This is a genomic window from Aequorivita aurantiaca (genome assembly GCF_030410135.1).
GTDB lineage: Bacteria > Bacteroidota > Bacteroidia > Flavobacteriales > Flavobacteriaceae > Aequorivita > Aequorivita aurantiaca.
The window spans coordinates 166,968-190,200 of the sequence record NZ_JAUGQQ010000004.1 but is presented as its reverse complement, the minus strand read 5'-3'; the positions used below and the strand labels follow the sequence as shown (position 1 = coordinate 190,200).

Sequence of the window (23,233 nt, the reverse complement as noted above, 5' to 3'; positions counted from 1 at the left end):
CAGTCGCAAATTTGAAACCAATCTAAATTAACTAGAATAATGGAACAGAACATTATATTTATTCCTATTGCACTGGCCGTTTTAGGTCTTTTGTTTATGCTCGTGAAGATGAGCTGGGTGAAAAAACAACCCGCTGGTAGTGATCGCATGCAGTTTATTTCAAAAAGCATCAAAGAAGGCGCGTTGGCATTTTTGAATGCAGAATACCGTTTATTGGTGATTTTCGCAATAATAGCCGCCGTTTTACTTTTTGTAGTTTCGCAAATAGTGCCTTCAACTAGTTGGATGATTGTTCCCGCATTTATTTGTGGTGCAATATTTTCAGCTTTGGCAGGAAATATTGGGATGCGTATTGCAACCGACGCAAACGCACGTACCGCTGAGGCCGCAAAAACAAGTCTTCCACAGGCATTAAAAGTTTCCTTTGGCGGGGGAACCGTTATGGGGCTGGGCGTTGCCGGACTTGCAGTGTTGGGCTTGAGCTTGTTCTTCCTTTTCTTTATAGGTCAATTTATAGGAACCGATCCCGTTAATTTTTATGATGAAATGACCATCGTGCTTGAAGCCCTTGCAGGTTTCTCGCTTGGTGCCGAAAGTATTGCACTTTTTGCCCGTGTGGGTGGTGGAATTTATACGAAAGCAGCCGATGTGGGTGCCGATCTTGTAGGTAAGGTTGAAGCTGGAATCCCAGAGGATGACCCGCGTAACCCTGCTACAATTGCCGATAACGTTGGTGATAACGTTGGTGACGTGGCCGGGATGGGTGCTGACCTTTTCGGAAGTTATGTTGCTACCGTTCTTGCCGCAATGGTGTTGGGTAATTACGTAATTCGTGATATGTCATTGGACATTCCGTTTACGGATGGTTTCAACAATATGGGGCCAATTCTTCTGCCAGTTGTAATTGCAGGTGTTGGTATTTTGGCATCAATCATTGGGACGTTCTTTGTGAAAATAAAAAACAACGAAGCCCGCGAAAGCCAGGTTCAGAAAGCTTTGGACACTGGAAACTGGGCGGCGATAATCATTACGCTTATTGCAAGTTATTTCTTGATAGACTGGATGCTTCCAGAAACAATGAATATGAAATTCTTCGGCGAAGGCTACAAAACCATCGCTTCCATAAATGTATTCTGGGCAGCGTGTATCGGTCTAGCCGTGGGCGCCTTGATTTCTTTCGTAACCGCTTATTATACAAGTCTCGGTAAAAAACCGGTGCTTGATATCGTTAAAAATTCCTCAACCGGTGCTGCAACCAATATTATTGCAGGTCTTGCTGTTGGTATGTACTCAACTTTCGCTTCGGTACTTTTATTTGCCGCTGCGATTTATGGTTCTTACGAACTTGCAGGTTTTTACGGAGTTGCCTTGGCCGCTTCCGCAATGATGGCTACTACGGCTATGCAGCTTGCCATTGATGCCTTCGGTCCAATCGCAGACAATGCGGGTGGTGTTGCCGAAATGAGCGAACTAGAACCACACGTGCGTGAACGTACTGACATTTTGGATTCCGTTGGAAATACTACAGCAGCTGTTGGAAAAGGGTTCGCAATCGCTTCCGCAGCGTTGACTGCTTTAGCTCTTTTTGCTGCTTACGTTACATTTACCGGAATTGATGGTATTAACATTTTCCGCGCAGACGTACTTTCAATGTTATTCGTAGGTGGAATGATTCCGGTGGTTTTCTCTGCAATGGCAATGAAATCCGTAGGAAAGGCCGCGATGGAAATGGTGCAGGAAGTGCGTCGTCAATTCCGTGAAATTCCAGGAATTATGGAAGGAACCGGCACACCAGAATATGCAAAATGTGTTGATATTTCAACAAAAGCTGCCTTGAAGGAAATGCTTCTTCCGGGATTGATTACCATTATTACTCCTATTATTATTGGTCTTCTTTTCGGTGCTGAACCACTTGGTGGGTATATGGCCGGTGTTTGTGTGAGCGGGGTAATGTGGGCTATTTTCCAAAATAACGCCGGTGGTGCTTGGGATAACGCGAAGAAATCTTTCGAAGCTGGTGTAATGATCAATGGCGAAATGACCTATAAAGGAAGCGATGCCCATAAAGCAGCTGTAACCGGGGATACTGTGGGTGATCCTTTTAAGGATACTTCAGGGCCATCTATGAATATTTTGATTAAACTTACCTGTTTGGTTGGTTTGGTAATCGCGCCAATTCTTGGAAACCACGGCGATGTGAATGTTCCGCCGAAAGATTCCGAAGCGCCAATTTCATATTTCATTGATGCCGAAGGAAACAAAACAATTCTCACTGACAAGCAAATTCAATATATCGAATCTGGTTCCACAATTGAAGAAGGTCGCGATTTAAAGAATAAAACTGAAACAACTGTGGAAATGTTGAAGAATGAAAACAACGATCGGGTAACAGCAAATGTGACCATAATTAGAACGGTTGACGGCGTAGAAACAACCGAAACAAAAACTTTCACAGGAACCGAAGAAGAAGTACGCGCCCAGTTGAAAGATGTTGACGGAATAAAAATTAAGATTAAGGATAAGGAATAACAAATTTCCAAATACAAAAATTAAGTTCCAACCTGCAGGCTTCCCAGAAACTTGCAGGTTTTTTTATTCTGAATAATGAGTTGTGAATATTGAATACTGAAATTTCCCTATCTTAGGCCTTGCTATGAACTATCCGGATTTAATTACATTGGGCATCGCCTTTGGGCTTGGGCTTCTTGTTGGACTTCAACGTGAGAAATCAGACCACGAAATGGCTGGCGTGCGGACCTTTACCCTTATTTCCATTTTGGGCGTTCTTGCCGGTTTTCTTACTCGAGATTTTGAAAATGCTTTTATTTTGCCCTGTTTCGGGATTGCCATCACGGCGTTGATGTTAATGGCAAATTATCTAAAAGCTAAGAAGGAGCCCGATACAAACGTGGGTCAAACCACCGAAGTAGCGGTATTGCTGATGTTTGCAATTGGTTCTTATCTCGTTTTGGGCAATCAGTTTATAGCCGTAGTTGTTGGTGGCGCGCTCGCTGTGCTCCTTTATGTGAAGGAAACGCTCCACAATTTCATTGACAAATTGAAGGAAAAGGATATTTCAGCAATTATGACCTTTGTGGGCATATCACTGGTCATTCTTCCTATACTTCCCGATAAAACTTTTGGCCCCTTAAATGTCCTAAACCCTCGGGAAATCTGGCTCATGGTAACCCTTATTGTTGGAATCAGCATTCTGGGATATTTTGTTTACAAGTGGGTGGGCAAAAAAGCAGGGATGATTTCCAACGGAATTTTAGGAGGTGTAATCAGTAGTACCGCAACAACGGTTAGCTATGCGCGAAATTCAAAAAGCAATAAGGCCCTTGGCAAAATGTCGGCCTTTGTTATTATGGCCGCTGTCACCGTTTCCATTATTCGGGTTATTGTTGAAATAGGAATTGTGGTTCCAGAAAAATTGCCGGCCTTAATAGTGCCGTTTCTAATTCTTTTTGTTTTTATGTCGGTACTTTCCATTATTCTTTTCTATACCATTTCAAAAGAGGAAAATGAAGAAGAAATGCCCGAACCTAAAAATCCTGCGCAGTTTAAAAGTGCTTTTATTTTTGGTCTTCTGTACGCGCTTATTTTACTTGCCGTTGCCTATACGGAGGAGGAATTTGGCAATAGTGGCCTATACATAGTTTCCATTGTGGGGGGACTTGCAAAAAAGGATGCAATCACCCTTTCACTCGCGCAATCCATTAAAGGCGGTTTGGGAACTGAGCTGGGGTGGCGATTGATAATGACTGGAGTGCTGGCCAATTTTGCCTTTAAAATTGTGCTTGCTGCCATTTTGGGAAGTAAGGAATTGGCAAAGTGGTTGGGCGGCGCAATGGTGCTTTCAATAGCGGCGGGCCTTTTATTGATGTGGCTTTGGCCTGAAGGCTGGCATTTCTAAAGTTACCTTTCCTTCTTTAAAACAGTCCGTGCAGTTCAGCGTCTATTTTATTTATTACCTGTCCTAAATGTTCGGGATCATCCACAAAATTTATGTTATCCACATCAAAAATAATGAGATTGCCTTTATCATAACCGTGTATCCATGCCTCGTAACGCTCATTCAGGCGGCTTAGGTAATCAATGCTTATAGAGTTTTCGTAATCGCGACCGCGTTTATGGATTTGATCTACCAAATTTGGAATAGAGCTTCGTAAATAAATTAAAAGATCTGGACCTTCGGTCACACTTTCCATTAGTTCAAAAAGAGAGCGATAGTTTTCATAATCCCGATTCGTCATCAACCCCATCGCGTGTAGGTTGGGCGCAAAAATGTATGCATCCTCATAAATGGTCCGGTCCTGAATTACACTTTTTCCCTTTTCACGAATTTCCAATATTTGACGGAAGCGGCTGTTCAAGAAATAGATTTGCAGATTGAAGGACCAGCGTTCCATTTGGTTGTAAAAGTCATCCAAATATGGATTGTCCTCCACATCCTCATAATGGGCTTGCCATTTGTAATGTTTTGCCAATAAACGCGTAAGGGTAGTTTTTCCGGAACCAATGTTTCCTGCAATTGCAACGTGCATAGCTATTCTTTAATTGGGAGGGTTAGTTTAAAAGTGTGCAAATTTTCGCCGTCATAAATATAAAGGAAATCATTGGTAAGCTGCAAGTCTTTAATGCTTATTTCAGTTATTGGAAGCTTGGTTATTTCGTGAGAAACTGCGTCGTTTCGCCTTGCGAAATCTGGCAAGTAAAACAGTTCATTTTCTTTTAAGGCAACCACGTTTTCGTTCTGCTGAATTATTTTTTCGAACCCATTCGAATCCATTTCATTCAATATGCTTCCGTAACTATTAAATGCGCGTAATTTCTTTTCGGTCAGCGTAAAGCAATAGTTAAAATTGCTCGCCTGCGAAATCAATTTCCCCGGAAACGGTTGCGAAACCACGGTTTGCAGTTTTGAGCCATAATTGTAAAGTTCCAATTGTTGTGTGTCCACATTAAAAAGCCAAAGGCTGTTGCTGCCCGCATTTGTCGCAGTGCTCACGTTTAAGAATTGCGGCAGGTTATTGAAGTTTATACGTTCAATTTCGTTGAGGTTGTTGTCCAGTAACACCACAGTGTTCGTATCCTGAAAAAAAGCCACCACCTTTAGCGGATTGATGATATCTACGGAAGTAATTCGCCCAAGTTGCAAATCGTTAAATCTATATTGTCCGTCCGGTCCTTGTTTTTGAAGCACCCGATCCCGAATGAAATAGCTGTTTTTATAATTATCCAAACCAATGAATCTATCGGCAGTAAACGGAATTTTACTTACCGGAGTTAGGCTTTGGGAAATGCCCATTTGGCAAAAAAATAATAGGAGAAGGAAAAGCTGTTTCATGATGATGGCAAGTTACAAAATGGGACGAACTATTTGAACGGAAAATAATGTAACAGATTGTACCTTGGTTCATCTTAAGGATAACTCGTACTTTTGTTCAAACAAAATATTCTATTTTTAAACATTTCTAAAAATCAACATACTTCAAAATCATATAATATGTATCAATACATTTTAATTTTTCTACTTTTTATCTCTTTCGGAATTAATGCCCAGAACATTAGCGGCCAAGCTTTTTATCAATCCAAAACTACCGTAGATCTTGACGCTCTAGGCGGTGGCAGAGGTGAAATGACCGAGGAAATGAAGAAAACAATTTCCCAAATGATGAAGAGCACGCTGGAAAAAACCTACATTCTTACCTTCAATAAAGAAGAATCTCTTTATAAGGAAGAAGAAAAACTGGACGCAACGCCCATGAATCCCAGGTTTAAAATGGTGTTGAACAGCTACACCCCAGGTGCGCAATATAAAAATCTAAAATCCGGTAAAATAATTGAGGAAAATGAATTCTTCGGAAAACAATTTTTGGTAACCGATTCCATTAAAACGTTGGATTGGCGAATTACAAAGGAATCCAAACCTATCGGGCAATACATTGCCTTTAAGGCCACTGCGATAAAGAAAGTTGACCCGAACGATTTCAGCATGGCGCGCCCAAAAAAGAAAGATGAAAAGGAAAATTCTGGAGTGAAAAAGGATTCAGCACAGTTGCAAGACCCAATGGATATGATTGAAATTCCGGAGGAAATTGAAGTTACGGCTTGGTTTACGCCACAGATTCCGGTAAGCAACGGGCCGGGGGAATATGCCGGACTGCCCGGACTGATTTTGGAATTGAACGTTTACCGAACCACGCTTTTATGTTCCAAAATAGTTATGAACCCAAAAGATGCCGAAACAATTGAGCCTCCAAAAAAAGGAATGGAAGTCACCCGCGAGGAATACAATAAAATTGTAAAGGAAAAAACGGAAGAGTTACGGGAAAATTTCCAAAATAGTGGTGGGAATGGCCGCCGTGGCGGTGGATTCGGCGGATAAAAAGATTAGGTTTCGACTGCATTTGCCCGGCCCAATGACTGTTTCTTCGAATGCAGTCGAGAAGTTTTTTGACCAACATAAAATATGAAAGAACCTTTTATATTATTTCTTTTTCTATTCTCTTTTTCCCTTTCCGCCCAAAGCATCAAAGTGAAAGGCACAATTAAGGACAGCATCGGCAATCCACTGGAATTTGCCAATGTTATTGCCAGCATAAAATCTTCCGGCGAGACCGAATCCTACGGAATTACAAATTACCAAGGGCGTTACCAACTCGATCTTCCAAAGGGAAACAATTATATTTTGCGCGCTAGTTTTTTGGGTTATGAAACTAAGGATCAAACCGTGAATGTTCCCCAAAACGCCGAAAATATGGAATTGGATTTCATTTTAAATCCGCAAGAAAATCAACTTGATGATGTGGAAATTGTTTACGAAATGCCCGTTACCGTTAAAGGCGATACTATAGTTTACAACGCCGACAGTTTCACGAATGGCGACGAACGAAAGTTGGGCGATGTGATGAAAAAGCTTCCGGGCGTTGAAGTGAACGATGAGGGCGAAATACAAGTTGAGGGAAAGACAGTTTCAAAAGTCATGGTTGAGGGGAAGGATTTTTTTGACGGGGACAGCAAGTTGGCCACCAAAAATATTCCCGCCGATGCGGTGGATAAAGTGGAAGTGCTTCGGAATTACAATGAAGTGGACCAAATGCGAGGCCTCGGTAACGACCGCGATAATGTGGCAATAAACATAAAGCTAAAAGAAGGAAAAAAGAATTTCTGGTTCGGGGAAGTGACTGCGGGAGCGGGTTTGGCAGATGAGTACGGCGAGGAAAACGGTAGATATTTAGTGCATCCGAAGCTATTTTATTACAGTCCAAAATATAGCATCAACATTATTACCGATTTCAACAATATTGGGGAAGTGCCGTTCACATTTCGTGATTATTTCAACTTTACTGGGGGTTTCAAGAATTTTAACAAGGGCGGCGGGACAAATTTTAATATCAGCAATAGCGATCTCGGGTTTGCGGTTTCCCAAAATGACCGTGCAAAAAGTATTGATGCAAAATTTATAGCGGCCAATTTCAGTTATACCGTGAACGATAAATTGGATGTCAGCGGCTTCGGAATTCTGAGCGACAATAAAACAAACATAGTAAACCACAGCCTTCGTGAATATACCACAACCCAGATAATTGAAAAAACGAATTCGGAAAACAATCAGCGCAACCAATTGGGAATGCTCAAGTTGAGCGGGAACTATAAACCGAACACTAATTTTCAATTGGATTATGACGCGATCATCAAAACTTCAAAGCAATCGGAGAATGATTTTTTAATTTCCACCGTCGGGAACGATCAAAACGATATTTCCGAAGTAAAGAAGAACGAACCCTTCTCCATAAATCAAAATGTTAATGCATATTATACACTAAATGACAAAAACATTTTTGCGGCTGCTGTGCAGCATTTGTACCAAAATGAGGATCCTTTTTATCAAGCGGTGCAGGATAATATTCCCTTTCGCGGCGTTTTTACGGTAATTGATGAAACCGATCCCTTTAATATTGATGCCGATATTTTCGATCCTTTGGAACGTGAGGATCGGTACAATATTAACCAAAACAAGAATGTAAAGAGCAACAAGTTGGACGCAAAGGTTGATTATTATTATGTTCTCAATAATTTGAGCAATCTTAATTTTACGGTTGGGGCCACTTACAGCAACCAAGAATTCAATTCGGGTATTTTTCAAATTTTGGACAATGGCAGCAGAAATAATTTTGAAGCCGATGATTTCAATAACGATGTGACCTATTCTTTTACCGATGCCTTTTTCGGCCTGCACTATAAACTGAAAAGTGGAAAATTTATTTTTACGCCAGGCCTCACGCTTCACAATTATAACCTGAAAAATGACCAATTGGGAACAACTTCAATCCAAAACGAATGGATGGTTTTGCCGGATTTAAATGTGGTTTGGGAAATGAAAAAGAGCGAAAATCTTCGGTTTAATTATGCAATCACATCACAATATACTGATGTAAATAATTATGCCCAGGCCTATGTTTTCAACAATTACAATCAGCTTTTCCGCGGAAATAGGGATCTTCAGAATTCGCTTTCGCACAGTTACAACCTGACCTATTTTAGTTTCAATCTTTTCAATTACACAAACATTGGTGGGAATTTGAGCTATACGCGACGTATGGATGCCGTAAAGTTGAACACGAGGTTGGTGGGTATTAGCCAGGTTAGCAGCCCAATAAATTATGACAGCAACTTTCCTGACGAAACATTTTCGGCTGTGGGAAGATTCAGCAAAACAGTAAAAAAGGTTCAGTTTAAGCTGGATGCAGCATTGTTTTTAAGCAAAACCAATAACACCATAAATAGTGAAATTCAGAAAAGCGAAAGTTTTACGCAGAACTACAATGCCAGTGTTTTGAGCAATTTTAAAGACGTTCCCAATTTTGAAGTTGGCTACCGTTTCATAATAAACAATTATGACAATGGTGGCGCAAACCAAGTTTTTTACACGAACATGCCATATGCAAATGTGAACATTCGGTTTTTGAAGGATTTCAATTTATTTGCGGAATGGGATTACTACAATTATTCCAACCGGGCCAATACAGTTGAGAACACATATTCCTTCTTTAATGCAAATCTTTATTACAGAAAAGGTGAAAGCCCTTGGGAATTTTCTGTACAGGCCTCAAATATTTTGGACACAAAATCTATCAACAATGATAGTTATACCGACCAATTTATCACAACTTCACAATATTTTGTGATGCCACGAATCGTGATGTTTGTTGTGAAATATGACTTATAGTATCCTGTTGGGCGAGCGAACCATTCTCATTAATATTTCCTAAATTCACCTAAAAATTGCTGCCATGAGAAACATCTTCCTCGGAATTGTAATTGCCTTCGTAATTGTTTTCAGCCTAAGATATTGTGAAAACAAAAAAGAAAACCGTGAAATTCTTGAAGCAAATACGGCCCTCATTCAAAAGGAATTGAAAAACGTGGGCAAATTGATTGTCACCGAAGGAAGTTATGCCCAGGTTTTCAGTTATAGCGATAGCAAAAATTTAATGTACGGTCTTTTTGATGCGAGAAAAAGGGCGTTGGTCGTAGTAAATGCGAAGGCCACGATTGCGTACGACTTAAGCAAGGTTGAAAAAATTGTGGACGAAAACACGCGCACCGTTACCCTTACTAAAATCCCTGAGCCTGAGCTTTCCATCAACCCTAATATTCAGTATTATGATGTCACTCAGGATTATCTGAACCAGTTTACGGCTTCGGATTATAACAAAATTAAAAGCCGAATAGAGAAATCGCTCCGCAAGAAAATTGAAGCATCTGAATTGCGCACCAATGCCGAAAACAGGCTTATTTCCGAACTACAGAAAATTTATATTTTGACCAATTCCATGGGCTGGAAGTTGCAATATAATTCGAAAATAATCGAAGATGAAACCGATTTACAGAAATTGAAACTATAGCATATATTCCTCGGCATGGCCATTCTGCACTAGCCAATGGTTCACGTCCACTCCATCAATAACGATGTTTGCTAGATATCTGCCGTATTTTTCCTGTTTGTCTTTATAGGAATTAATAATCACATCTTTATCGAGAATCATTGCCCGCAGAATATCGCGAACGATTAATCCCTGTTCCCGCTGCTCGCCTCGAATTTCGGGTGTGTTTATACCATAGAGACGAAACACCATTTGCTGAAAATGGAAAAATCCTAAATCTACCATTGCGGTTACGGTGTCGCCGTCGTAAACTCCAATAATTTTTGCTTTGTATTGATACATAATTTCAAATTTTTGATTAGTATTTTATAAAGCTACAAAAAACTGAAATTCAATACTTTGAAAAAGGGATAAAATTCTTTCGTCCTTTAAATGGAGGTATTGGGGAAGAGTTAAAGTTTTTGGCTTAAGCTGAACCAGCCGCCACCGTTCATAGCTTCCACTCCATTGGTTCTGAGAATTCCGGCTGCGCTCGCGCTGCGCATTCCGCTGGCACAACAAGTAATAACGGGCTTGTCCCAACTTTTTATTTCCCCCATTTTTGAAGAAATATTTTGAAGCGGAATATTCTTGGACCCTGGAATTGCTCCACTTTCATATTCGCCTTTACTGCGAACATCGACAATAACGGCTCCTCGATTTCTAAAATCCTCGATTTTCCGCGTTTTATTTCCGAATAAAAAATCAAAAAATCCCATTGGTTTATTATTTAAGTGGTTAACGATTTATTCCGAAACGGCTTTCGCATAATGGTTTGATCTCCAATTAGCTCCAATCCGCCCTCAATCAAATGTGCCACTTTAGGTCTTATTTTTTTCATATTTAAAAGATATTCTCGCACTTCTTCTGAAAAATTGGACTCATTTTCAAAAACCAATTCAAGTATTTCCAGCGGAAGCAGCCAATCATTTCTATGTTTTTCAGCTAAAACATAGAAAATGGATTTTAGTTTTTCCGTATTAAATTCTCTTGAATTTCGCATTTCACGGACCAAATTATAAAGTGTGTTCAATTCCTTTTCCGTGTCCGAAAGTTCCACTCTAATAGTTTCACTTGAAGAAATATGGTTTACCAAATCAAAGGAATTATAATCTGCCGCCCCGGCAAAAGCTGAAACAATTTCCTTGCCCACGGCCATATCAAAATCGCCCATTTCTGGGGAAAACAATACTTCATTTTTATATTTTACGGTGCAGTCCGTAAATTGAATCAACATCAATTCGCCACGAAGATTTCGCATTCCGGTAACGTTCAAACCTTTTACGGTTATGCCGCTTTCGAATTCAAAAGCAATGGGTTTTCCGTCGTAAAAATTATAAGCCTGCAAATCACGCGGACCCATATTTTCAATGGAGAGATTAATTCCTTTCAGTTTTCCCAAAGGTGAACGAAACCCTTTTTTATGCCGAAGTATTCCGTGGCCAATCACTTCCTTTTCTCGGTACGAAAGTGCGGTTTCGCCCTCGGTTTCAAAATACACAACTTCGTTATCGACATTTTTTATCATTCGTGAAAAATGCCCGCTAATTTGAAGTCCGGTGCTAATTTCAATCGTACCGAGCTGTTTCGATTTTATCAACTTTTTCAAGCCGCGCCAACCGCCTTTCCGCACGGCCATCGTGTTTGCGAATTCTTCCAAAACTTCCTGTAAATACGCAAAATCTGGCGTAACATAAAGTTGTGGCTGAGGTTTCGTAATGTCGAAATCTTGGTAGGCAGCGTCAATGGAATAAGGAATTTTCTTCACTTCATCTTTCATACACCAAACGCTCTCGCCAATGGAAGAAAGCAGTCCAGCGCCATAAATCTTCGGATTTTCAACAGTTCCAACCATTCCGTATTCCACGGTCCACCAATGCAAATTTCGAATCAATGAAATCTCTGAGGGTTTTACTTTTTTATTTTGCAGTTTTTCAACCCGCAATTCCGCATTTTCGATATTTTGCAAATATTCCTTTTGCGCAGGAGTTAATGCTCCTCCTTCCTTTGGAAGGGGGCTGGGGGGTGGGCTTTCCTTTAAAATTGAAAGCTCGCGAACAGCTTCGTACATTTCAATATCGTGCGCGCTGGAAATTGCTTTTGCGCCAATTTCCCCAAAACGGCGTAAATATTCCGCATAATCCGGACTGGCAATAATTGGCGCGTGGCCCGCGCCTTCGTGAATAATATCGGGCGCTGGGGTGTATTCTATGTTTTCAAGTTGGCGAATATCGCTGGCAATTACAAGCACTTTATACGCCTGAAATTCCATAAAAGCATTCGGCGGAATAAATCCATCCACCGCGACCGCGGCCCAACCAATCTCCTTCAAAATACGGTTCATCCCGTACATTGTAGGGATTTCATCAATGGAAATCCCGGTTTTTCGGAGTCCGCCCAAATAACTTTCGTGGGCAACCTTTGCCAGATAATCCACATTTTTTCGCATCACATAACGCCACACAGCTTGGTTTATGGGCGTGTATTGCTCATAATTTTGCGGCTTTATGTACTGTTTCAAATGCGGCGGCAACCGGTCCAACAATTCATTGGTTTCAATTTTATTTTCCATAGTTCAAAAGTACTGTCTTTTGCTTTTAAAATAAGTCTTGAAAACTAAAATTCCTATCTTGCAGCAACAATGAAAACAATCTCCCGAAAAGAAGAAATAATACAAGTAGCTTCCCGTCTTTTTTATGAAAAAGGATACAAAACGGTGTCAATGCGAGACATCGCCACGGCAATGGATATAAAGGCTGCGAGCCTTTACAATCACATTAATGGCAAGCAGGAAATACTTTCCGAAATTATTTTAAAAGTCGCGGAGGAATTCACCGTGGGAATGGAAAACGTGGTTTCAGAGAAAATTTCTGCAATTGAAAAAGTGGAAAAAGTAATCGAAATGCACATAGATATTACGGTGAATTATTCCGAAGCGCTTGCTGCTTTGAACAACGATTGGATGCATTTGGAAAAATCAAATTTATCGGCTTTTGTAAAAATGCGGGAAGATTATGAAGAGAATTTTAGGAAAATTATAAAACAAGGAATTGAGATGGGTGAAATAAAAGCCCATCATCCCGAAGTAATCCTTTTTTCAATACTTTCCACCTTGCGAACGCTTTATTTATGGTATCAAAAAAGAGGGAAATTGGATATGAACATTTTAAAAAGGGATATGGTGGCGGTACTAATTAAAGGACTTATTTAATAAAGTCGCTTCCTTTTTTGGAGGGGATTTGTGGGTGGACCTTGCATTTCTAACTAACAAGCGTTAGTTTTGTTAACCTAATTCGACAAAAATACGTGGCGAAATTTCATAGAATAAAAGTAAAGGATGTTCACAAAGAAACCGACGACTGTTCGGTATTAACCTTTGATGTTCCCGAAGAATTGGCGGATGAATTCAATTTCCGCCAAGGTCAGCATTTAACCTTGAAAGCTGATATTGATGGCGAGGACACCCGCCGAAGCTACAGTTTGTGTTCCAGCCCCGTGGAAAAACAATGGCAAGTTGCCGTAAAAACAATTCCGGGAGGTGCGTTTTCAACTTTTGTAAATTCAAAATTGAAGGCGGGTGATACCCTGGAAATAATGGAACCCAGCGGAATGTTCGGTGTGGATATCCAACCCGGGAAAGCAAAAAACTATCTCTTTTTCGCCGCGGGAAGTGGAATTACGCCTGTGCTATCAATGATCAAAACCCATTTGGCATTGGAGCCGAATGCAACTTGCAAATTGTTTTATGCCAATAGAACCGCGAAATCCATTATCTTTAAAGAAGCTTTGGAACAGCTTCGGAATGCATACTTTGGAAGATTGGAGATTTATTATTTTCTGACGAAAGAGCGCCGTGATATCGAACTTTTCAACGGTAGGTTTGATGATGAAAAGATGAAAGTGTTGACCAAAAATTTCATCGACATTCCCGATACAAGCGAAGTGTTTTTGTGCGGTCCCGAGGAAATGGTGCATTATGTGAGCAACTATTTAATTGAAGCAGGTTTGCCGAAAGAACTGATTCATTTTGAATTGTTCGTGACAGGCCTGACCGAAGAAGATAAAAAACGCGCCGAACGATTGGCGCAGCAGAATGTTGAAGGCGTTGAAGTGACCATTGTGGATGGTGGAAAGGAATTTCAATTCACAATGACAAAGGATTTTGACAATATACTCGATGCGGCTTTGGCAGCGGGTGCAGATTTGCCATTTGCCTGCAAGGGTGGGGTTTGCAGCACCTGCAAATGTGAAATTTTGGAAGGCAATGTTGAAATGAAAATAAATTACGCATTGAGTGATAAAGAAGTCTCACAAAATTTGGTGTTGAGTTGCCAAGCTGTGCCAACTTCAGATAAAGTAAAAGTAGATTTTGATGTATAACTAGCTTACGGCTTAATGCCTAAAGCTTAAAGCATAAAAAGATGAGTGAAAAGGAAGTAAAAAATTTAGAAGAAATTTTCGAAGCCCGCATTGCGCGCGATGAAAAAATAGAACCGAAGGATTGGATGCCGGAGAAATACCGCCAAACCCACATTCGGCAGATGAGTCAGCACGCCCATTCCGAAATTATTGGGATGCTTCCCGAAGGAAATTGGATTACCCGTGCGCCTTCATTACGAAGAAAAGCAGCATTATTGGCAAAAGTGCAGGATGAAGCCGGCCACGGATTGTATTTATATTCGGCTTGCGAAACCTTGGGGATTTCCCGTGACGAATTGTACGAGCAATTACATTCCGGAAAGGCGAAATATTCTTCTATTTTCAACTATCCCACCATCACTTGGGCAGATATGGGTGCGATTGGCTGGCTTGTTGATGGCGCAGCGATTATAAACCAAGTGCCGCTTTGCAATACTTCCTTTGGACCGTATGCGCGAGCGATGGTTCGAGTTTGTAAAGAAGAAAGTTTTCATCAACGTCAAGGTTTTGAAATAATGTTAACGCTTTGCCGCGGAACCGAAGAGCAAAAGGCAATGGCGCAGGATGCGCTAAACCGTTGGTGGTGGCCGAGTTTAATGATGTTGGGCCCAACCGATGCGGAATCGATTCACACGGAGCAATCCATGAAATGGAAACTGAAACGAAAAAGTAACGACGAGTTGCGCCAACAATTTATTGACCAAACCGTGCCGCAGGCGGATCTTTTGGGAATCAAAGTTCCCGATCCAGATTTGAAATGGAACGAAGAAACGGGCCATTACGACTTTGGCGAAATTGATTGGGATGAATTCTGGCAAGTAGTAAAAGGCCACGGGCCCTGCAATAAAGAAAGAATGAACGCCCGTGTGAGTGCATGGAACAACGGCGAATGGGTACGCGACGCAGCAATGGCATACGCCGAAAAAAATGAAAAAAGAAAAGTAGCGAAAGCAAGTTAAAATAGATGTGAGACGTGAGACGTGAGAAAAAGCGTTTAAAATCTGAAGTCTAACATCCCAAATTTAATATCTAATGTCTGAAAAGAAAAACTGGCCCCTTTGGGAAATATTTGTCCGCAGTAAAAACGGATTGGAGCATCGACACTTCGGAAGCCTTCATGCTGCCGATGCGGAAATGGCAATGGAAAACGCCCGCGATGTTTATACCCGCAGAAATGAAGGCGTAAGTATTTGGGTGGTGGAAAGCAAAAATATTACAGCATCAAACCCCGAACACAATGGCGAAATGTTTGAGCCCGCACAGGATAAAATTTACCGACATCCCACTTTTTATGATTTACCGGATGAGGTGAAGCATATGTAATTGAGGCATTAGGAATTTGGCATTAGGAAATAGTATGAAAAGTAACTATCATTTTAAATTTGAAGGTTTACAAGTCTATCAAAAAGCCATGGATTTCGGAGAGATTATAAATACGTTAGTAATGAAATTTCCTAATCATGAATTATACGCACTTTCTTCACAGTTTAGAAGGGCGGCCGATTCAATTGCGCTAAATATTTCAGAAGGATATCCAGGAAGTGACGCGCAATTTATCAAACATATTAACTATTCAATTTATAGTTGTAATGAATGTGTCTCTTGCAGTACAAAATCCAAAAGAAGAAACTACATTTCTCAGAAAGAAGACGAGGAAAACAGAATGTATTTATCTGAATTAACAAAAATGCTTTCCTCGCTTAGAAAAAAAATTCAAGAACGAAACCACTAATCCCTAATCCCAAATGCCTAATTCCTTTAATTTTAATTTCATCCTAACAATCGCCGACAATTCCCTAATCCTCGCACAGCGATTGGGCGAACTTTGCGGTCACGGCCCAAATTTGGAAACCGATATTGCACTTACTAATATTTCGTTGGATTTATTGGGGCAAACGCGAAGTTACTATCAATATGCAGCAAAGTTAACTGGCGACAGAAAAACAGAAGATGATATCGCCTTCCTCCGAATTGAACGCGAATACAGAAATTGCTTGCTCGTTGAACAGCCCAATACACACTTTGGATATGTAATTGGTCGCCAATTCCTGTTTGATGTTTACCATTTTATGTTATTGGAAAAACTTCAGAATAGCCCAGACGAAACTTTGGCCGCAATTGCTAAAAAAAGTATTAAAGAAGTAAGTTACCACAAACGATTTTCATCGGATTGGGTGAAACGCTTAGGCGACGGAACTGAAGAGAGCAATCAAAAGATGCAGGAAGCAATTGACGATCTGTGGCGATTTACGGATGAACTTTTTTTTATGACAGAAGCAGAAACCGAAATGGCTAAGAATGGAGTTGGCGTAGATGTTTCCACTTTTAAAGAAAAATATTACGAAGAGGTTTCCGAAATTTTAAATGAAGCAACACTCGCAATTCCCGAAAATAAATATTTCACCAAAGGCGGAAAAGAAGGCGTTCACACGGAGCACATGGGCTATATTTTGGCCGATTTGCAATATATGCAGCGCACATATCCGAATATGACTTGGTAATAAATGCTCAATATTCAATTAACAATTAACAATTTTCAATACAAAAATAGTGTGGAAAGAAAATTTGATTTGGAGGATAGATTAATTGATTTTGCAATTCTTTGTATTAATCTCTTTAAGAAACTTGAATATAACTATGCATTGGATCATTTATCAAAACAGCTAATAAGATCTTCAACTGGCGCAGCTTTAAATTATGGAGAGGTTCAAGGTGCAGAATCTGCGAAAGATTTTATTCACAAAATGGGAATTGTCTTAAAAGAACTGAAAGAATCGAGAGTAAATCTCAAAATCCAAAATGGAGCCAATCTTTTAAGGGATATTGATAATGCAGAAAAAAGTTTAAAAGAATGCGAGGAATTAATCGCCATTTTCTCAAAAAGTATTCTAACAGCGAAATCGAAAAAATAATTGAAAATTGAGTATTGATAATTGTTAGTTGAAAATTTAAATATTGAATCACATTTAATCCCAATTCTGAAAACCGTTTCAGACCCTGAGATTCCTGTGCTTTCAGTTTTGGATTTGGGTGTAATTCGCGAAGCTGTGGAAGTGAATGGGATAGTTCAAATAAAACTTACACCAACCTATTCCGGATGCCCAGCGATGGATGTAATTGCAGACGATTTAAAAGCTGCTTTTTCTGAAATTGGAAAAAGGACAGAAGTTGAATTGGTACTTTCCCCAGCGTGGTCCACGGATTGGATTAGTGAAGAAGGGCTTCAGAAAATGGAGGAATACGGTATTGCGCGTCCGCTTTCCGAAACGCACGATAAAGATGTTTTGTTGGGCGATAAAAAATTGGTAAAATGCCCACAATGCGGAAGTACAAGCACACATTTAGTGAGTCAATTCGGTTCAACGGCCTGTAAAGCACTGTTTAAATGTGACGATTGCCACGAACCATTTGATTATTTTAAATGTTTGAAATAAATTTCTAAATGTCACCCTGAGCGCAGTCGAAGGGTTTATTAAATCTATAAAAAGTGAATAAAAGCATAACCACCCAAATAGAAAATAAAGTAGCTAGATTAACCCTTAATCGCCCCCAAGTTTTTAACAGCTTCAATCGCGAAATGGCACTGTTGCTTCAAGATGAATTGGACAATTGTGAAAAAAATCCAGAAGTCCGCGCTATAATTATCATCGGCAGCGGAAAAGCGTTTTGTGCAGGGCAGGATTTAAAGGAAGTAACTTCCCCCGAATTAAATCCAGGTTTTAAGAAAATTCTCGAAGAACATTACAATCCCATTATTCAAAGAATTCGGAATATTGAAAAGCCAATTATTGGCGCAATCAATGGAGTTGCGGCTGGAGCAGGTGCAAATATTGCCTTAGCTTGCGATGTTGTAATTGCTTCGGAAAACGCAAGTTTTATTCAGGCATTCAGTAAAATCGGTTTGGTGCCGGACAGCGCGGGAACCTTCTTTTTACCGCGATTGATCGGTTTTCAAAAGGCTTCGGCATTAATGATGTTAGGCGATAAAATTTCGGCTATTGAGGCGGAAAAACTTGGAATGGTTTACAAAGTGGTCCCTTCAGAAAACTTTATGGAAGAGGTGAATAATATCGCTTCTATTTTGGCGAATATGCCCACCAAAGCATTGGGATTAACGAAACGCTTGCTAAACAATTCCATGCAAAATTCGCTGGAAGAACAATTAAATTTAGAAAGCAAATTGCAAATAGAATCCGCCCAGAGTGAAGATTACGCTGAAGGAGTTGATGCTTTTGTAAACAAACGGAAACCAAATTTTAAAGGAAAGTAAATTGTCACCCTGAGCGCAGTCGAAGGGTTTTATATATGAAATAAATAAAATGATTAAAAAAGTTGGAATAATAGGTGCTGGAACAATGGGGGCGGGCATCGCGCAAGTAGCTGCCACAGCCGGCTGCGTTGTTAAAATATACGACACCAAAACTGCCGCACTTGAAAAAGCCAAATCTGATTTGGAAAAAATAATGCACCGTTTGGTTGAAAAAGGAAAAATCGATTCCGAAGAAAAACAGCGAATTCAAACTAATATAAAATACGTTAATTCACTAAAGGAATTAAAAGATTCCGACTTAACGATTGAAGCGATTGTTGAAAATCTCGATATCAAAAAGAACGTCTTCTCCACACTCGAAAAATTTGTGAGCGATGATTGCATTATTGCCTCAAATACTTCTTCTTTATCAATTGCGTCAATCGCTTCATCCCTTCAAAAACCGGAGCGTTGTATCGGGATACACTTTTTCAATCCTGCGCCATTGATGAAATTGGTCGAGGTAATTCCGTCCATTCAAACCTCCGAAGAAACACTGAATTTTTCAGTGGAAACTATTAAAGATTGGGGAAAAACCGTTGCCGTAGCGAAAGATACACCCGGATTTATAGTAAATAGAGTTGCACGCCCTTTCTACGGAGAAGCACTTCGCATTTATGAAGAAGGAATTGCATCGTTTTCAGAAATAGATAAAGCGATGAAAGAAATCGGCGGCTTCCGAATGGGCCCATTTGAATTGATGGATTTCATCGGAAATGATGTAAATTATACAGTAACCGAAACCGTTTTCGAAGCTTTTTATTTCGATCCACGCTACAAACCCTCTTTTACCCAAAAGCGTTTTGCCGAAGCTGGATATTTGGGAAGAAAAAGTGGAAAAGGGTATTACGATTACTCTGAAAATGGACAAATGTCAGTTCGATTGCAATCGAGTTTAAATTCCGAGGAAAAAATATCTAATGACATGATTTTCGAAAGAATTCTTATAATGCTAATAAATGAAGCTGCCGACGCTCTTTTTTGGAACATTGCTTCCTCAGAAGATATTGACAACGCGATGACAAAAGGCGTAAATTATCCGAAGGGATTATTGGGCTGGGCAGATGAAAAGGGAATTGATTGGTGCGTTAAAAAAATGGACGAACTTTACAATGAATACCACGAAGACCGCTATCGTTGTTCGCCTTTGTTGCGGAAAATGAAAAATTCAGGTAGTAGGTTTTTTGACTAAACAATGGAGAAATACGGGAGATTTCCTGCAAGGTATTGCCGCAGGCTACCTTGTAGGTTTTAGCTTGTCAATAAGAAATTGATACTGGTCAACAACACATATAAAAATATGGAAGGTAAGAAAATACCACATAAAATGTTAAGTCAAGATGCGTTTAGCAGTTGGTTGGGAATAGAAATTATAGAATGTGAGGTTGGAAGGGTAAAAGTTGGATTAACGATCCGAAAGGAAATGCTCAATAGCATGAACAATGCCCATGGCGGAATTAGCTATTCTTTGGCAGATACCGCATTCGGCTTTGCCGCGAATACCCACGGAAAATATGCGGTTTCCATTGAAACATCCATAAATCATATTGAAGCTTTAAACGAAGGCGACTATTTAACCGCCGAATCCGTAATAGAAAAAGTGGTCAATAAATTGGGCTTTAATATTGTTGAGGTAAAACGAGGCGATGAATTGGTAGCTTTATTTAAAGGAGTGGTTTATAGAACCTCAAAAGATTGGGAGTGATGAAATATTAAATGAATTTAATCGATTTGAATTTCGATTTCATTTAAAACAAATAACCATTAACAAATAACTAATACCGAAAATTATGAAATGGCAAGGCAGAAGACAAAGCGGAAATCTTGACGATCGCAGAGGGATGAGCGGCAAAGGAAAACTAGTCGCCGGCGGTGGCGTAATTGCAATTATTGTTTTGACCCTGCAGTTTTTCGGCGGCGAAACTGGACAACAATTGGCGCCAATTGTAGAGCAATTGGGCGGCAGCCAATCACAAACCGTGGAGCAACGTGAACTAACGGCCCAAGAAAAGGAAATGGGCAATTTTATGGGAACTGTTTTGGCAGATACCGAAAATGTTTGGAACCAAATTTTTGCCGATAACAATCTGGGGGATTATGCAGAACCTACAATGGTTTTGTTCACAGATGCCGTAAGCACTGCCTGTGGAAATGCAAGTTCAGCCTCGGGACCGTTCTACTGCCCCGCAGATCAAAAAGTGTACATGGATTTGGCTTTTTTTGATGAATTAAAAACCCGGTTTGGTGCAAAGGGTGGCGATTTTGCGATTGCTTATGTAACCGCTCACGAAATTGGTCATCATGTGCAAACCTTGGTTGGCACTTCACAAAAAGTACGACAATTGCAACAACAAAATAGAAACGCCGCCAACCAACTTTCCGTTGCGTTGGAACTTCAAGCAGATTTTTATGCAGGGGTTTGGGCGCATTACAACAAGGAATATCTGGAAGAAGGTGATATTGAGGAAGCGCTGAGCGCAGCAAATGCCGTGGGTGACGATGCCATTCAAAAAAGAACACAGGGCGATGTGGTGCCAGACAGCTTTACCCACGGAAGCTCCGAACAACGCATGAAATGGTTTATGAAAGGTTATAAAACCGGCGATATAAATCAAGGCGATACCTTTTCAGAATTATTGAATTAACGATTTCAGATTAACGATTTTTGATTTTCGAATTATTTTTCACGTCAAAAATTATCAATTAATAATAAAAGTCCTTTATGGAAGCATATATAATAGATGGAATTCGAACAGCAATAGGCAGTTACCAAGGAACGCTCAGTGCTGTTAGAACAGATGATTTGGCGGCTTTGGTAATTGCCGAAATTGTAAAACGGAATCCAAACATCCCAAAAGAAGCGTATGACGATGTAATTCTCGGTTGCGCAAACCAAGCAGGTGAAGATAACCGAAACGTGGCCCGAATGGCGTCACTTTTGGCAGGTTTGCCGGTAACAGTTCCCGGTGAAACCGTAAACCGACTTTGCAGCAGCGGACTTTCAGCAATCATTCACGCTAACCGTGCGATAAAGGCTGGCGATGGCGACCTTTTTATTTCGGGTGGCGTTGAAAATATGACGCGCGGCCCATACGTTGTTGCAAAACCATCTTCCGCTTTCGGGACCGATGCAAAAATGTACGACTCCAGTTTCGGCTGGCGTTTCGTAAATCCTAAAATGGCCGAAATGTACGGTACGGATGGAATGGGAAATACCGCTGAAAATTTGGTTGAAAAGCACAATATTTCTCGGGAAGACCAAGATGCGTTTGCCTACAATTCACAAATGAAGGCGCACAAAGCGCAACAAATGGGGCGCTTTCAAAAGGAAATCGTTCCGGTTGAAATTCCACAGCGCAAAGCCGAGGCTGTAATTTTTTCTGAGGATGAATTTATACGTCCCGAAACCACAAAAGAAGTTTTGGCCAAATTGCGTCCGGCATTCAAAAAAGATGGGAGCGTAACCGCGGGAAATTCCTCAGGCTTGAATGACGGCGCCGCCGCGACCATAATTGCCTCAGAAGAGGCTGTAAAAAAATATAATTTGAAGCCCATGGCGCGCATTGTAAGTTCAGCGGTTGTCGGCGTAGAACCGCGAATAATGGGCATTGGTCCCGTGGAGGCTTCCAATAAAGCACTCGAAAAAGCAGGTTTGAAAATGGAAGATATGGATGTGATTGAATTGAACGAAGCTTTTGCTTCCCAAGCTTTGGCGTGCATTCGCGAATGGGGATTGAAAGATGATGACCCTCGTATCAATCCAAACGGCGGATCTATCGCCATCGGTCATCCACTCGGTGTTACTGGTGCGCGACTTGCCTATTCGGCAGCGTTGGAACTGCAACTTCAAAATAAAAGATATGCGCTAATCACAATGTGCGTAGGCGTGGGGCAAGGTTATGCTGCTATTATTGAGAATGTAAACCTATAAGTTTTCGATTTTCAATTTTTTTTAAATTGAAATATGTTTTATATTTACGTTTTATAAATATATTATGGCAACATTCACATCATCTTTACCGGACGATCTTCTCGAAGATCTTTCAAAAATGGCCAAAGAGCTTAAAATGCCTAAAAACAAAATTTTAGAAAAAGCTCTTAAAATTTATTTGGAACAATTGGACAAGGCAGCATATTTGAAAAGCTATAGGAAAATGGCGAATGATCCTGATATACTTGCTTTGGCCGAAGAAGGCATGGCGGACTATTTCAAACAGTTAGAAGATTTGGAAGCCGAATGAAACAAGGTGAAATTTGGGAAGTATTCTTTGACCCAGTCTTGGGAAGTGAACAGGCAGGAAAACGTCCTGCCTTAATCGTATCTGGAAATTTGGCAAATTCTAATCTGAAAACATTAATTGCTTGTCCTCTAACTTCGAAACTAAAAAACTACCATGGCAATTTAATTTTGAAGCCATCTGTCAATAATGGATTATCAAAAACATCGGAAGTTATGATAATTCACATTCGTTCCTTGTCAAAAGAACGATTTTTGAAAAAGATGGGCTCAATTTCAAAGTCCGATTTTAATTTTGTAAAAGAAGGACTTGATAAAATAATAAAATATTGATTA

The 23,233-nt window shown here is 40.2% G+C and carries 25 protein-coding genes; 20 read left to right on the top strand and 5 right to left on the bottom strand.

The window, feature by feature from the left end; genetic code table 11:
• Nucleotides 1–39 precede the first annotated feature (39 nt).
• Both QRD02_RS08525 and QRD02_RS08520 read left to right on the top strand, forming a co-directional pair.
• The gene (locus QRD02_RS08525; RefSeq protein WP_290254510.1) at nt 40–2,529 is read left to right on the top strand and encodes a sodium-translocating pyrophosphatase; all 2,490 of its coding nucleotides are present in this window, start codon (nt 40–42) and stop codon (nt 2,527–2,529) included.
• A gap of 124 nt (nt 2,530–2,653) precedes the next feature.
• On the top strand, nt 2,654–3,916 hold the full coding sequence (locus QRD02_RS08520) for an MgtC/SapB family protein (RefSeq protein WP_290254509.1): 1,263 nt from the start codon (nt 2,654–2,656) through the stop codon (nt 3,914–3,916).
• Nucleotides 3,917–3,932: 16 nt separating this feature from the next.
• Here QRD02_RS08520 and QRD02_RS08515 read toward each other — a convergent pair whose 3' ends face one another.
• Nucleotides 3,933–4,547: a deoxynucleoside kinase gene (locus QRD02_RS08515; RefSeq protein ID WP_290254508.1), complete on the bottom strand. Its 615-nt coding sequence runs from the start codon at nt 4,545–4,547 to the stop codon at nt 3,933–3,935.
• Between the two features lie 2 nt (nt 4,548–4,549).
• Nucleotides 4,550–5,350 carry a hypothetical protein gene (locus tag QRD02_RS08510; protein ID WP_290254507.1) on the bottom strand — a complete coding sequence of 267 codons (801 nt, stop codon included), beginning with the start codon at nt 5,348–5,350 and terminating at the stop codon, nt 4,550–4,552.
• A gap of 159 nt (nt 5,351–5,509) precedes the next feature.
• Between QRD02_RS08510 and QRD02_RS08505 the strand changes: the two genes are divergently transcribed.
• The 3 genes from QRD02_RS08505 (at nt 5,510) to QRD02_RS08495 (ending at nt 9,914) form a co-directional block, all read left to right on the top strand.
• Nucleotides 5,510–6,391 carry a GLPGLI family protein gene (locus QRD02_RS08505; RefSeq protein ID WP_290254506.1) on the top strand — a complete coding sequence of 294 codons (882 nt, stop codon included), beginning with the start codon at nt 5,510–5,512 and terminating at the stop codon, nt 6,389–6,391.
• Nucleotides 6,392–6,475: 84 nt separating this feature from the next.
• Complete coding sequence (locus QRD02_RS08500; protein WP_290254505.1) at nt 6,476–9,235, top strand: carboxypeptidase-like regulatory domain-containing protein; 2,760 nt, start codon at nt 6,476–6,478, stop codon at nt 9,233–9,235.
• Between the two features lie 64 nt (nt 9,236–9,299).
• Nucleotides 9,300–9,914 (top strand): DUF4230 domain-containing protein, encoded by a 615-nt coding sequence (locus QRD02_RS08495; RefSeq protein ID WP_290254504.1) that lies wholly within the window; start codon nt 9,300–9,302, stop codon nt 9,912–9,914.
• Here the strand turns inward: QRD02_RS08495 and QRD02_RS08490 are convergent.
• The 3 genes from QRD02_RS08490 to QRD02_RS08480 form a co-directional block, all read right to left on the bottom strand.
• Entirely contained in the window at nt 9,909–10,235 is a 327-nt protein-coding gene (locus QRD02_RS08490; RefSeq protein WP_290254503.1) for a thermonuclease family protein, read from the bottom strand. The two genes, QRD02_RS08495 and QRD02_RS08490, sit on opposite strands and share 6 nt — an antisense overlap.
• 110 nt (nt 10,236–10,345) lie before the next feature.
• Nucleotides 10,346–10,651 (bottom strand): rhodanese-like domain-containing protein, encoded by a 306-nt coding sequence (locus QRD02_RS08485; protein ID WP_290254502.1) that lies wholly within the window; start codon nt 10,649–10,651, stop codon nt 10,346–10,348.
• 11 nt (nt 10,652–10,662) lie between these two features.
• Nucleotides 10,663–12,504, bottom strand: a complete 1,842-nt coding sequence (locus QRD02_RS08480; RefSeq protein WP_290254501.1) for an aromatic amino acid hydroxylase — start codon at nt 12,502–12,504, stop codon at nt 10,663–10,665.
• A gap of 69 nt (nt 12,505–12,573) precedes the next feature.
• Between QRD02_RS08480 and QRD02_RS08475 the strand changes: the two genes are divergently transcribed.
• From QRD02_RS08475 to QRD02_RS08405, 15 genes are all read left to right on the top strand, one after another.
• On the top strand, nt 12,574–13,143 hold the full coding sequence (locus QRD02_RS08475; protein ID WP_290254500.1) for a TetR/AcrR family transcriptional regulator: 570 nt from the start codon (nt 12,574–12,576) through the stop codon (nt 13,141–13,143).
• A 95-nt stretch (nt 13,144–13,238) separates the two neighbouring features.
• Nucleotides 13,239–14,312: a 2Fe-2S iron-sulfur cluster-binding protein gene (locus QRD02_RS08470; RefSeq protein WP_290254499.1), complete on the top strand. Its 1,074-nt coding sequence runs from the start codon at nt 13,239–13,241 to the stop codon at nt 14,310–14,312.
• Between the two features lie 41 nt (nt 14,313–14,353).
• Nucleotides 14,354–15,310: a 1,2-phenylacetyl-CoA epoxidase subunit PaaA gene (gene paaA / locus QRD02_RS08465; RefSeq protein WP_290254498.1), complete on the top strand. Its 957-nt coding sequence runs from the start codon at nt 14,354–14,356 to the stop codon at nt 15,308–15,310.
• Between the two features lie 73 nt (nt 15,311–15,383).
• The gene (paaB, locus tag QRD02_RS08460; RefSeq protein WP_290254497.1) at nt 15,384–15,674 is read left to right on the top strand and encodes a 1,2-phenylacetyl-CoA epoxidase subunit PaaB; all 291 of its coding nucleotides are present in this window, start codon (nt 15,384–15,386) and stop codon (nt 15,672–15,674) included.
• Nucleotides 15,675–15,708: 34 nt separating this feature from the next.
• On the top strand, nt 15,709–16,083 hold the full coding sequence (locus QRD02_RS08455; RefSeq protein ID WP_290254496.1) for a four helix bundle protein: 375 nt from the start codon (nt 15,709–15,711) through the stop codon (nt 16,081–16,083).
• A 13-nt stretch (nt 16,084–16,096) separates the two neighbouring features.
• Entirely contained in the window at nt 16,097–16,852 is a 756-nt protein-coding gene (gene paaC / locus QRD02_RS08450) for a 1,2-phenylacetyl-CoA epoxidase subunit PaaC (RefSeq protein ID WP_290254495.1), read from the top strand.
• Nucleotides 16,853–16,855: 3 nt separating this feature from the next.
• Nucleotides 16,856–17,263, top strand: coding sequence for a four helix bundle protein (locus QRD02_RS08445; protein ID WP_290254494.1), 408 nt, complete (start codon nt 16,856–16,858; stop codon nt 17,261–17,263).
• Between the two features lie 21 nt (nt 17,264–17,284).
• Nucleotides 17,285–17,785 (top strand): 1,2-phenylacetyl-CoA epoxidase subunit PaaD, encoded by a 501-nt coding sequence (gene paaD, locus QRD02_RS08440; protein ID WP_290254493.1) that lies wholly within the window; start codon nt 17,285–17,287, stop codon nt 17,783–17,785.
• Between the two features lie 53 nt (nt 17,786–17,838).
• Nucleotides 17,839–18,621 (top strand): enoyl-CoA hydratase-related protein, encoded by a 783-nt coding sequence (locus QRD02_RS08435; protein ID WP_290254492.1) that lies wholly within the window; start codon nt 17,839–17,841, stop codon nt 18,619–18,621.
• Between the two features lie 49 nt (nt 18,622–18,670).
• On the top strand, nt 18,671–19,852 hold the full coding sequence (locus tag QRD02_RS08430) for a 3-hydroxyacyl-CoA dehydrogenase NAD-binding domain-containing protein (protein ID WP_290254491.1): 1,182 nt from the start codon (nt 18,671–18,673) through the stop codon (nt 19,850–19,852).
• Between the two features lie 108 nt (nt 19,853–19,960).
• A complete protein-coding gene (locus QRD02_RS08425) occupies nt 19,961–20,365 on the top strand; it encodes a PaaI family thioesterase (protein WP_290254490.1) in 405 nt (134 codons plus the stop codon).
• An 85-nt stretch (nt 20,366–20,450) separates the two neighbouring features.
• Nucleotides 20,451–21,305 (top strand): KPN_02809 family neutral zinc metallopeptidase, encoded by an 855-nt coding sequence (gene ypfJ, locus QRD02_RS08420; protein ID WP_290254489.1) that lies wholly within the window; start codon nt 20,451–20,453, stop codon nt 21,303–21,305.
• Between the two features lie 77 nt (nt 21,306–21,382).
• Nucleotides 21,383–22,591: a 3-oxoadipyl-CoA thiolase gene (pcaF, locus tag QRD02_RS08415; RefSeq protein ID WP_290254488.1), complete on the top strand. Its 1,209-nt coding sequence runs from the start codon at nt 21,383–21,385 to the stop codon at nt 22,589–22,591.
• Between the two features lie 64 nt (nt 22,592–22,655).
• Entirely contained in the window at nt 22,656–22,901 is a 246-nt protein-coding gene (locus QRD02_RS08410) for a ribbon-helix-helix domain-containing protein (RefSeq protein ID WP_290254487.1), read from the top strand.
• Nucleotides 22,898–23,230, top strand: a complete 333-nt coding sequence (locus QRD02_RS08405; RefSeq protein WP_290254486.1) for a type II toxin-antitoxin system PemK/MazF family toxin — start codon at nt 22,898–22,900, stop codon at nt 23,228–23,230. The genes QRD02_RS08410 and QRD02_RS08405 overlap by 4 nt, the downstream gene beginning before the upstream one ends.
• Nucleotides 23,231–23,233 lie beyond the last annotated feature (3 nt).

Bases quoted from the DNA above. Each gene is read 5' to 3' on its own strand.
- QRD02_RS08525 (WP_290254510.1), top strand. From the start codon at position 40: ATGGAACAGAACATTATATTTATTCCTATTGCACTGGCCGTTTTAGGT.
- QRD02_RS08520 (WP_290254509.1), top strand. From the start codon at position 2,654: ATGAACTATCCGGATTTAATTACATTGGGCATCGCCTTTGGGCTTGGG.
- QRD02_RS08515 (WP_290254508.1), bottom strand. From the start codon at position 4,547: ATGCACGTTGCAATTGCAGGAAACATTGGTTCCGGAAAAACTACCCTT.
- QRD02_RS08510 (WP_290254507.1), bottom strand. From the start codon at position 5,350: ATGAAACAGCTTTTCCTTCTCCTATTATTTTTTTGCCAAATGGGCATT.
- QRD02_RS08505 (WP_290254506.1), top strand. From the start codon at position 5,510: ATGTATCAATACATTTTAATTTTTCTACTTTTTATCTCTTTCGGAATT.
- QRD02_RS08500 (WP_290254505.1), top strand. From the start codon at position 6,476: ATGAAAGAACCTTTTATATTATTTCTTTTTCTATTCTCTTTTTCCCTT.
- QRD02_RS08495 (WP_290254504.1), top strand. From the start codon at position 9,300: ATGAGAAACATCTTCCTCGGAATTGTAATTGCCTTCGTAATTGTTTTC.
- QRD02_RS08490 (WP_290254503.1), bottom strand. From the start codon at position 10,235: ATGTATCAATACAAAGCAAAAATTATTGGAGTTTACGACGGCGACACC.
- QRD02_RS08485 (WP_290254502.1), bottom strand. From the start codon at position 10,651: ATGGGATTTTTTGATTTTTTATTCGGAAATAAAACGCGGAAAATCGAG.
- QRD02_RS08480 (WP_290254501.1), bottom strand. From the start codon at position 12,504: ATGGAAAATAAAATTGAAACCAATGAATTGTTGGACCGGTTGCCGCCG.
- QRD02_RS08475 (WP_290254500.1), top strand. From the start codon at position 12,574: ATGAAAACAATCTCCCGAAAAGAAGAAATAATACAAGTAGCTTCCCGT.
- paaA (WP_290254498.1), top strand. From the start codon at position 14,354: ATGAGTGAAAAGGAAGTAAAAAATTTAGAAGAAATTTTCGAAGCCCGC.
- paaB (WP_290254497.1), top strand. From the start codon at position 15,384: ATGTCTGAAAAGAAAAACTGGCCCCTTTGGGAAATATTTGTCCGCAGT.
- QRD02_RS08455 (WP_290254496.1), top strand. From the start codon at position 15,709: ATGAAAAGTAACTATCATTTTAAATTTGAAGGTTTACAAGTCTATCAA.
- paaC (WP_290254495.1), top strand. From the start codon at position 16,097: ATGCCTAATTCCTTTAATTTTAATTTCATCCTAACAATCGCCGACAAT.
- QRD02_RS08445 (WP_290254494.1), top strand. From the start codon at position 16,856: ATGCTCAATATTCAATTAACAATTAACAATTTTCAATACAAAAATAGT.
- QRD02_RS08430 (WP_290254491.1), top strand. From the start codon at position 18,671: ATGATTAAAAAAGTTGGAATAATAGGTGCTGGAACAATGGGGGCGGGC.
- QRD02_RS08425 (WP_290254490.1), top strand. From the start codon at position 19,961: ATGGAAGGTAAGAAAATACCACATAAAATGTTAAGTCAAGATGCGTTT.
- ypfJ (WP_290254489.1), top strand. From the start codon at position 20,451: ATGAAATGGCAAGGCAGAAGACAAAGCGGAAATCTTGACGATCGCAGA.
- pcaF (WP_290254488.1), top strand. From the start codon at position 21,383: ATGGAAGCATATATAATAGATGGAATTCGAACAGCAATAGGCAGTTAC.
- QRD02_RS08410 (WP_290254487.1), top strand. From the start codon at position 22,656: ATGGCAACATTCACATCATCTTTACCGGACGATCTTCTCGAAGATCTT.
- QRD02_RS08405 (WP_290254486.1), top strand. From the start codon at position 22,898: ATGAAACAAGGTGAAATTTGGGAAGTATTCTTTGACCCAGTCTTGGGA.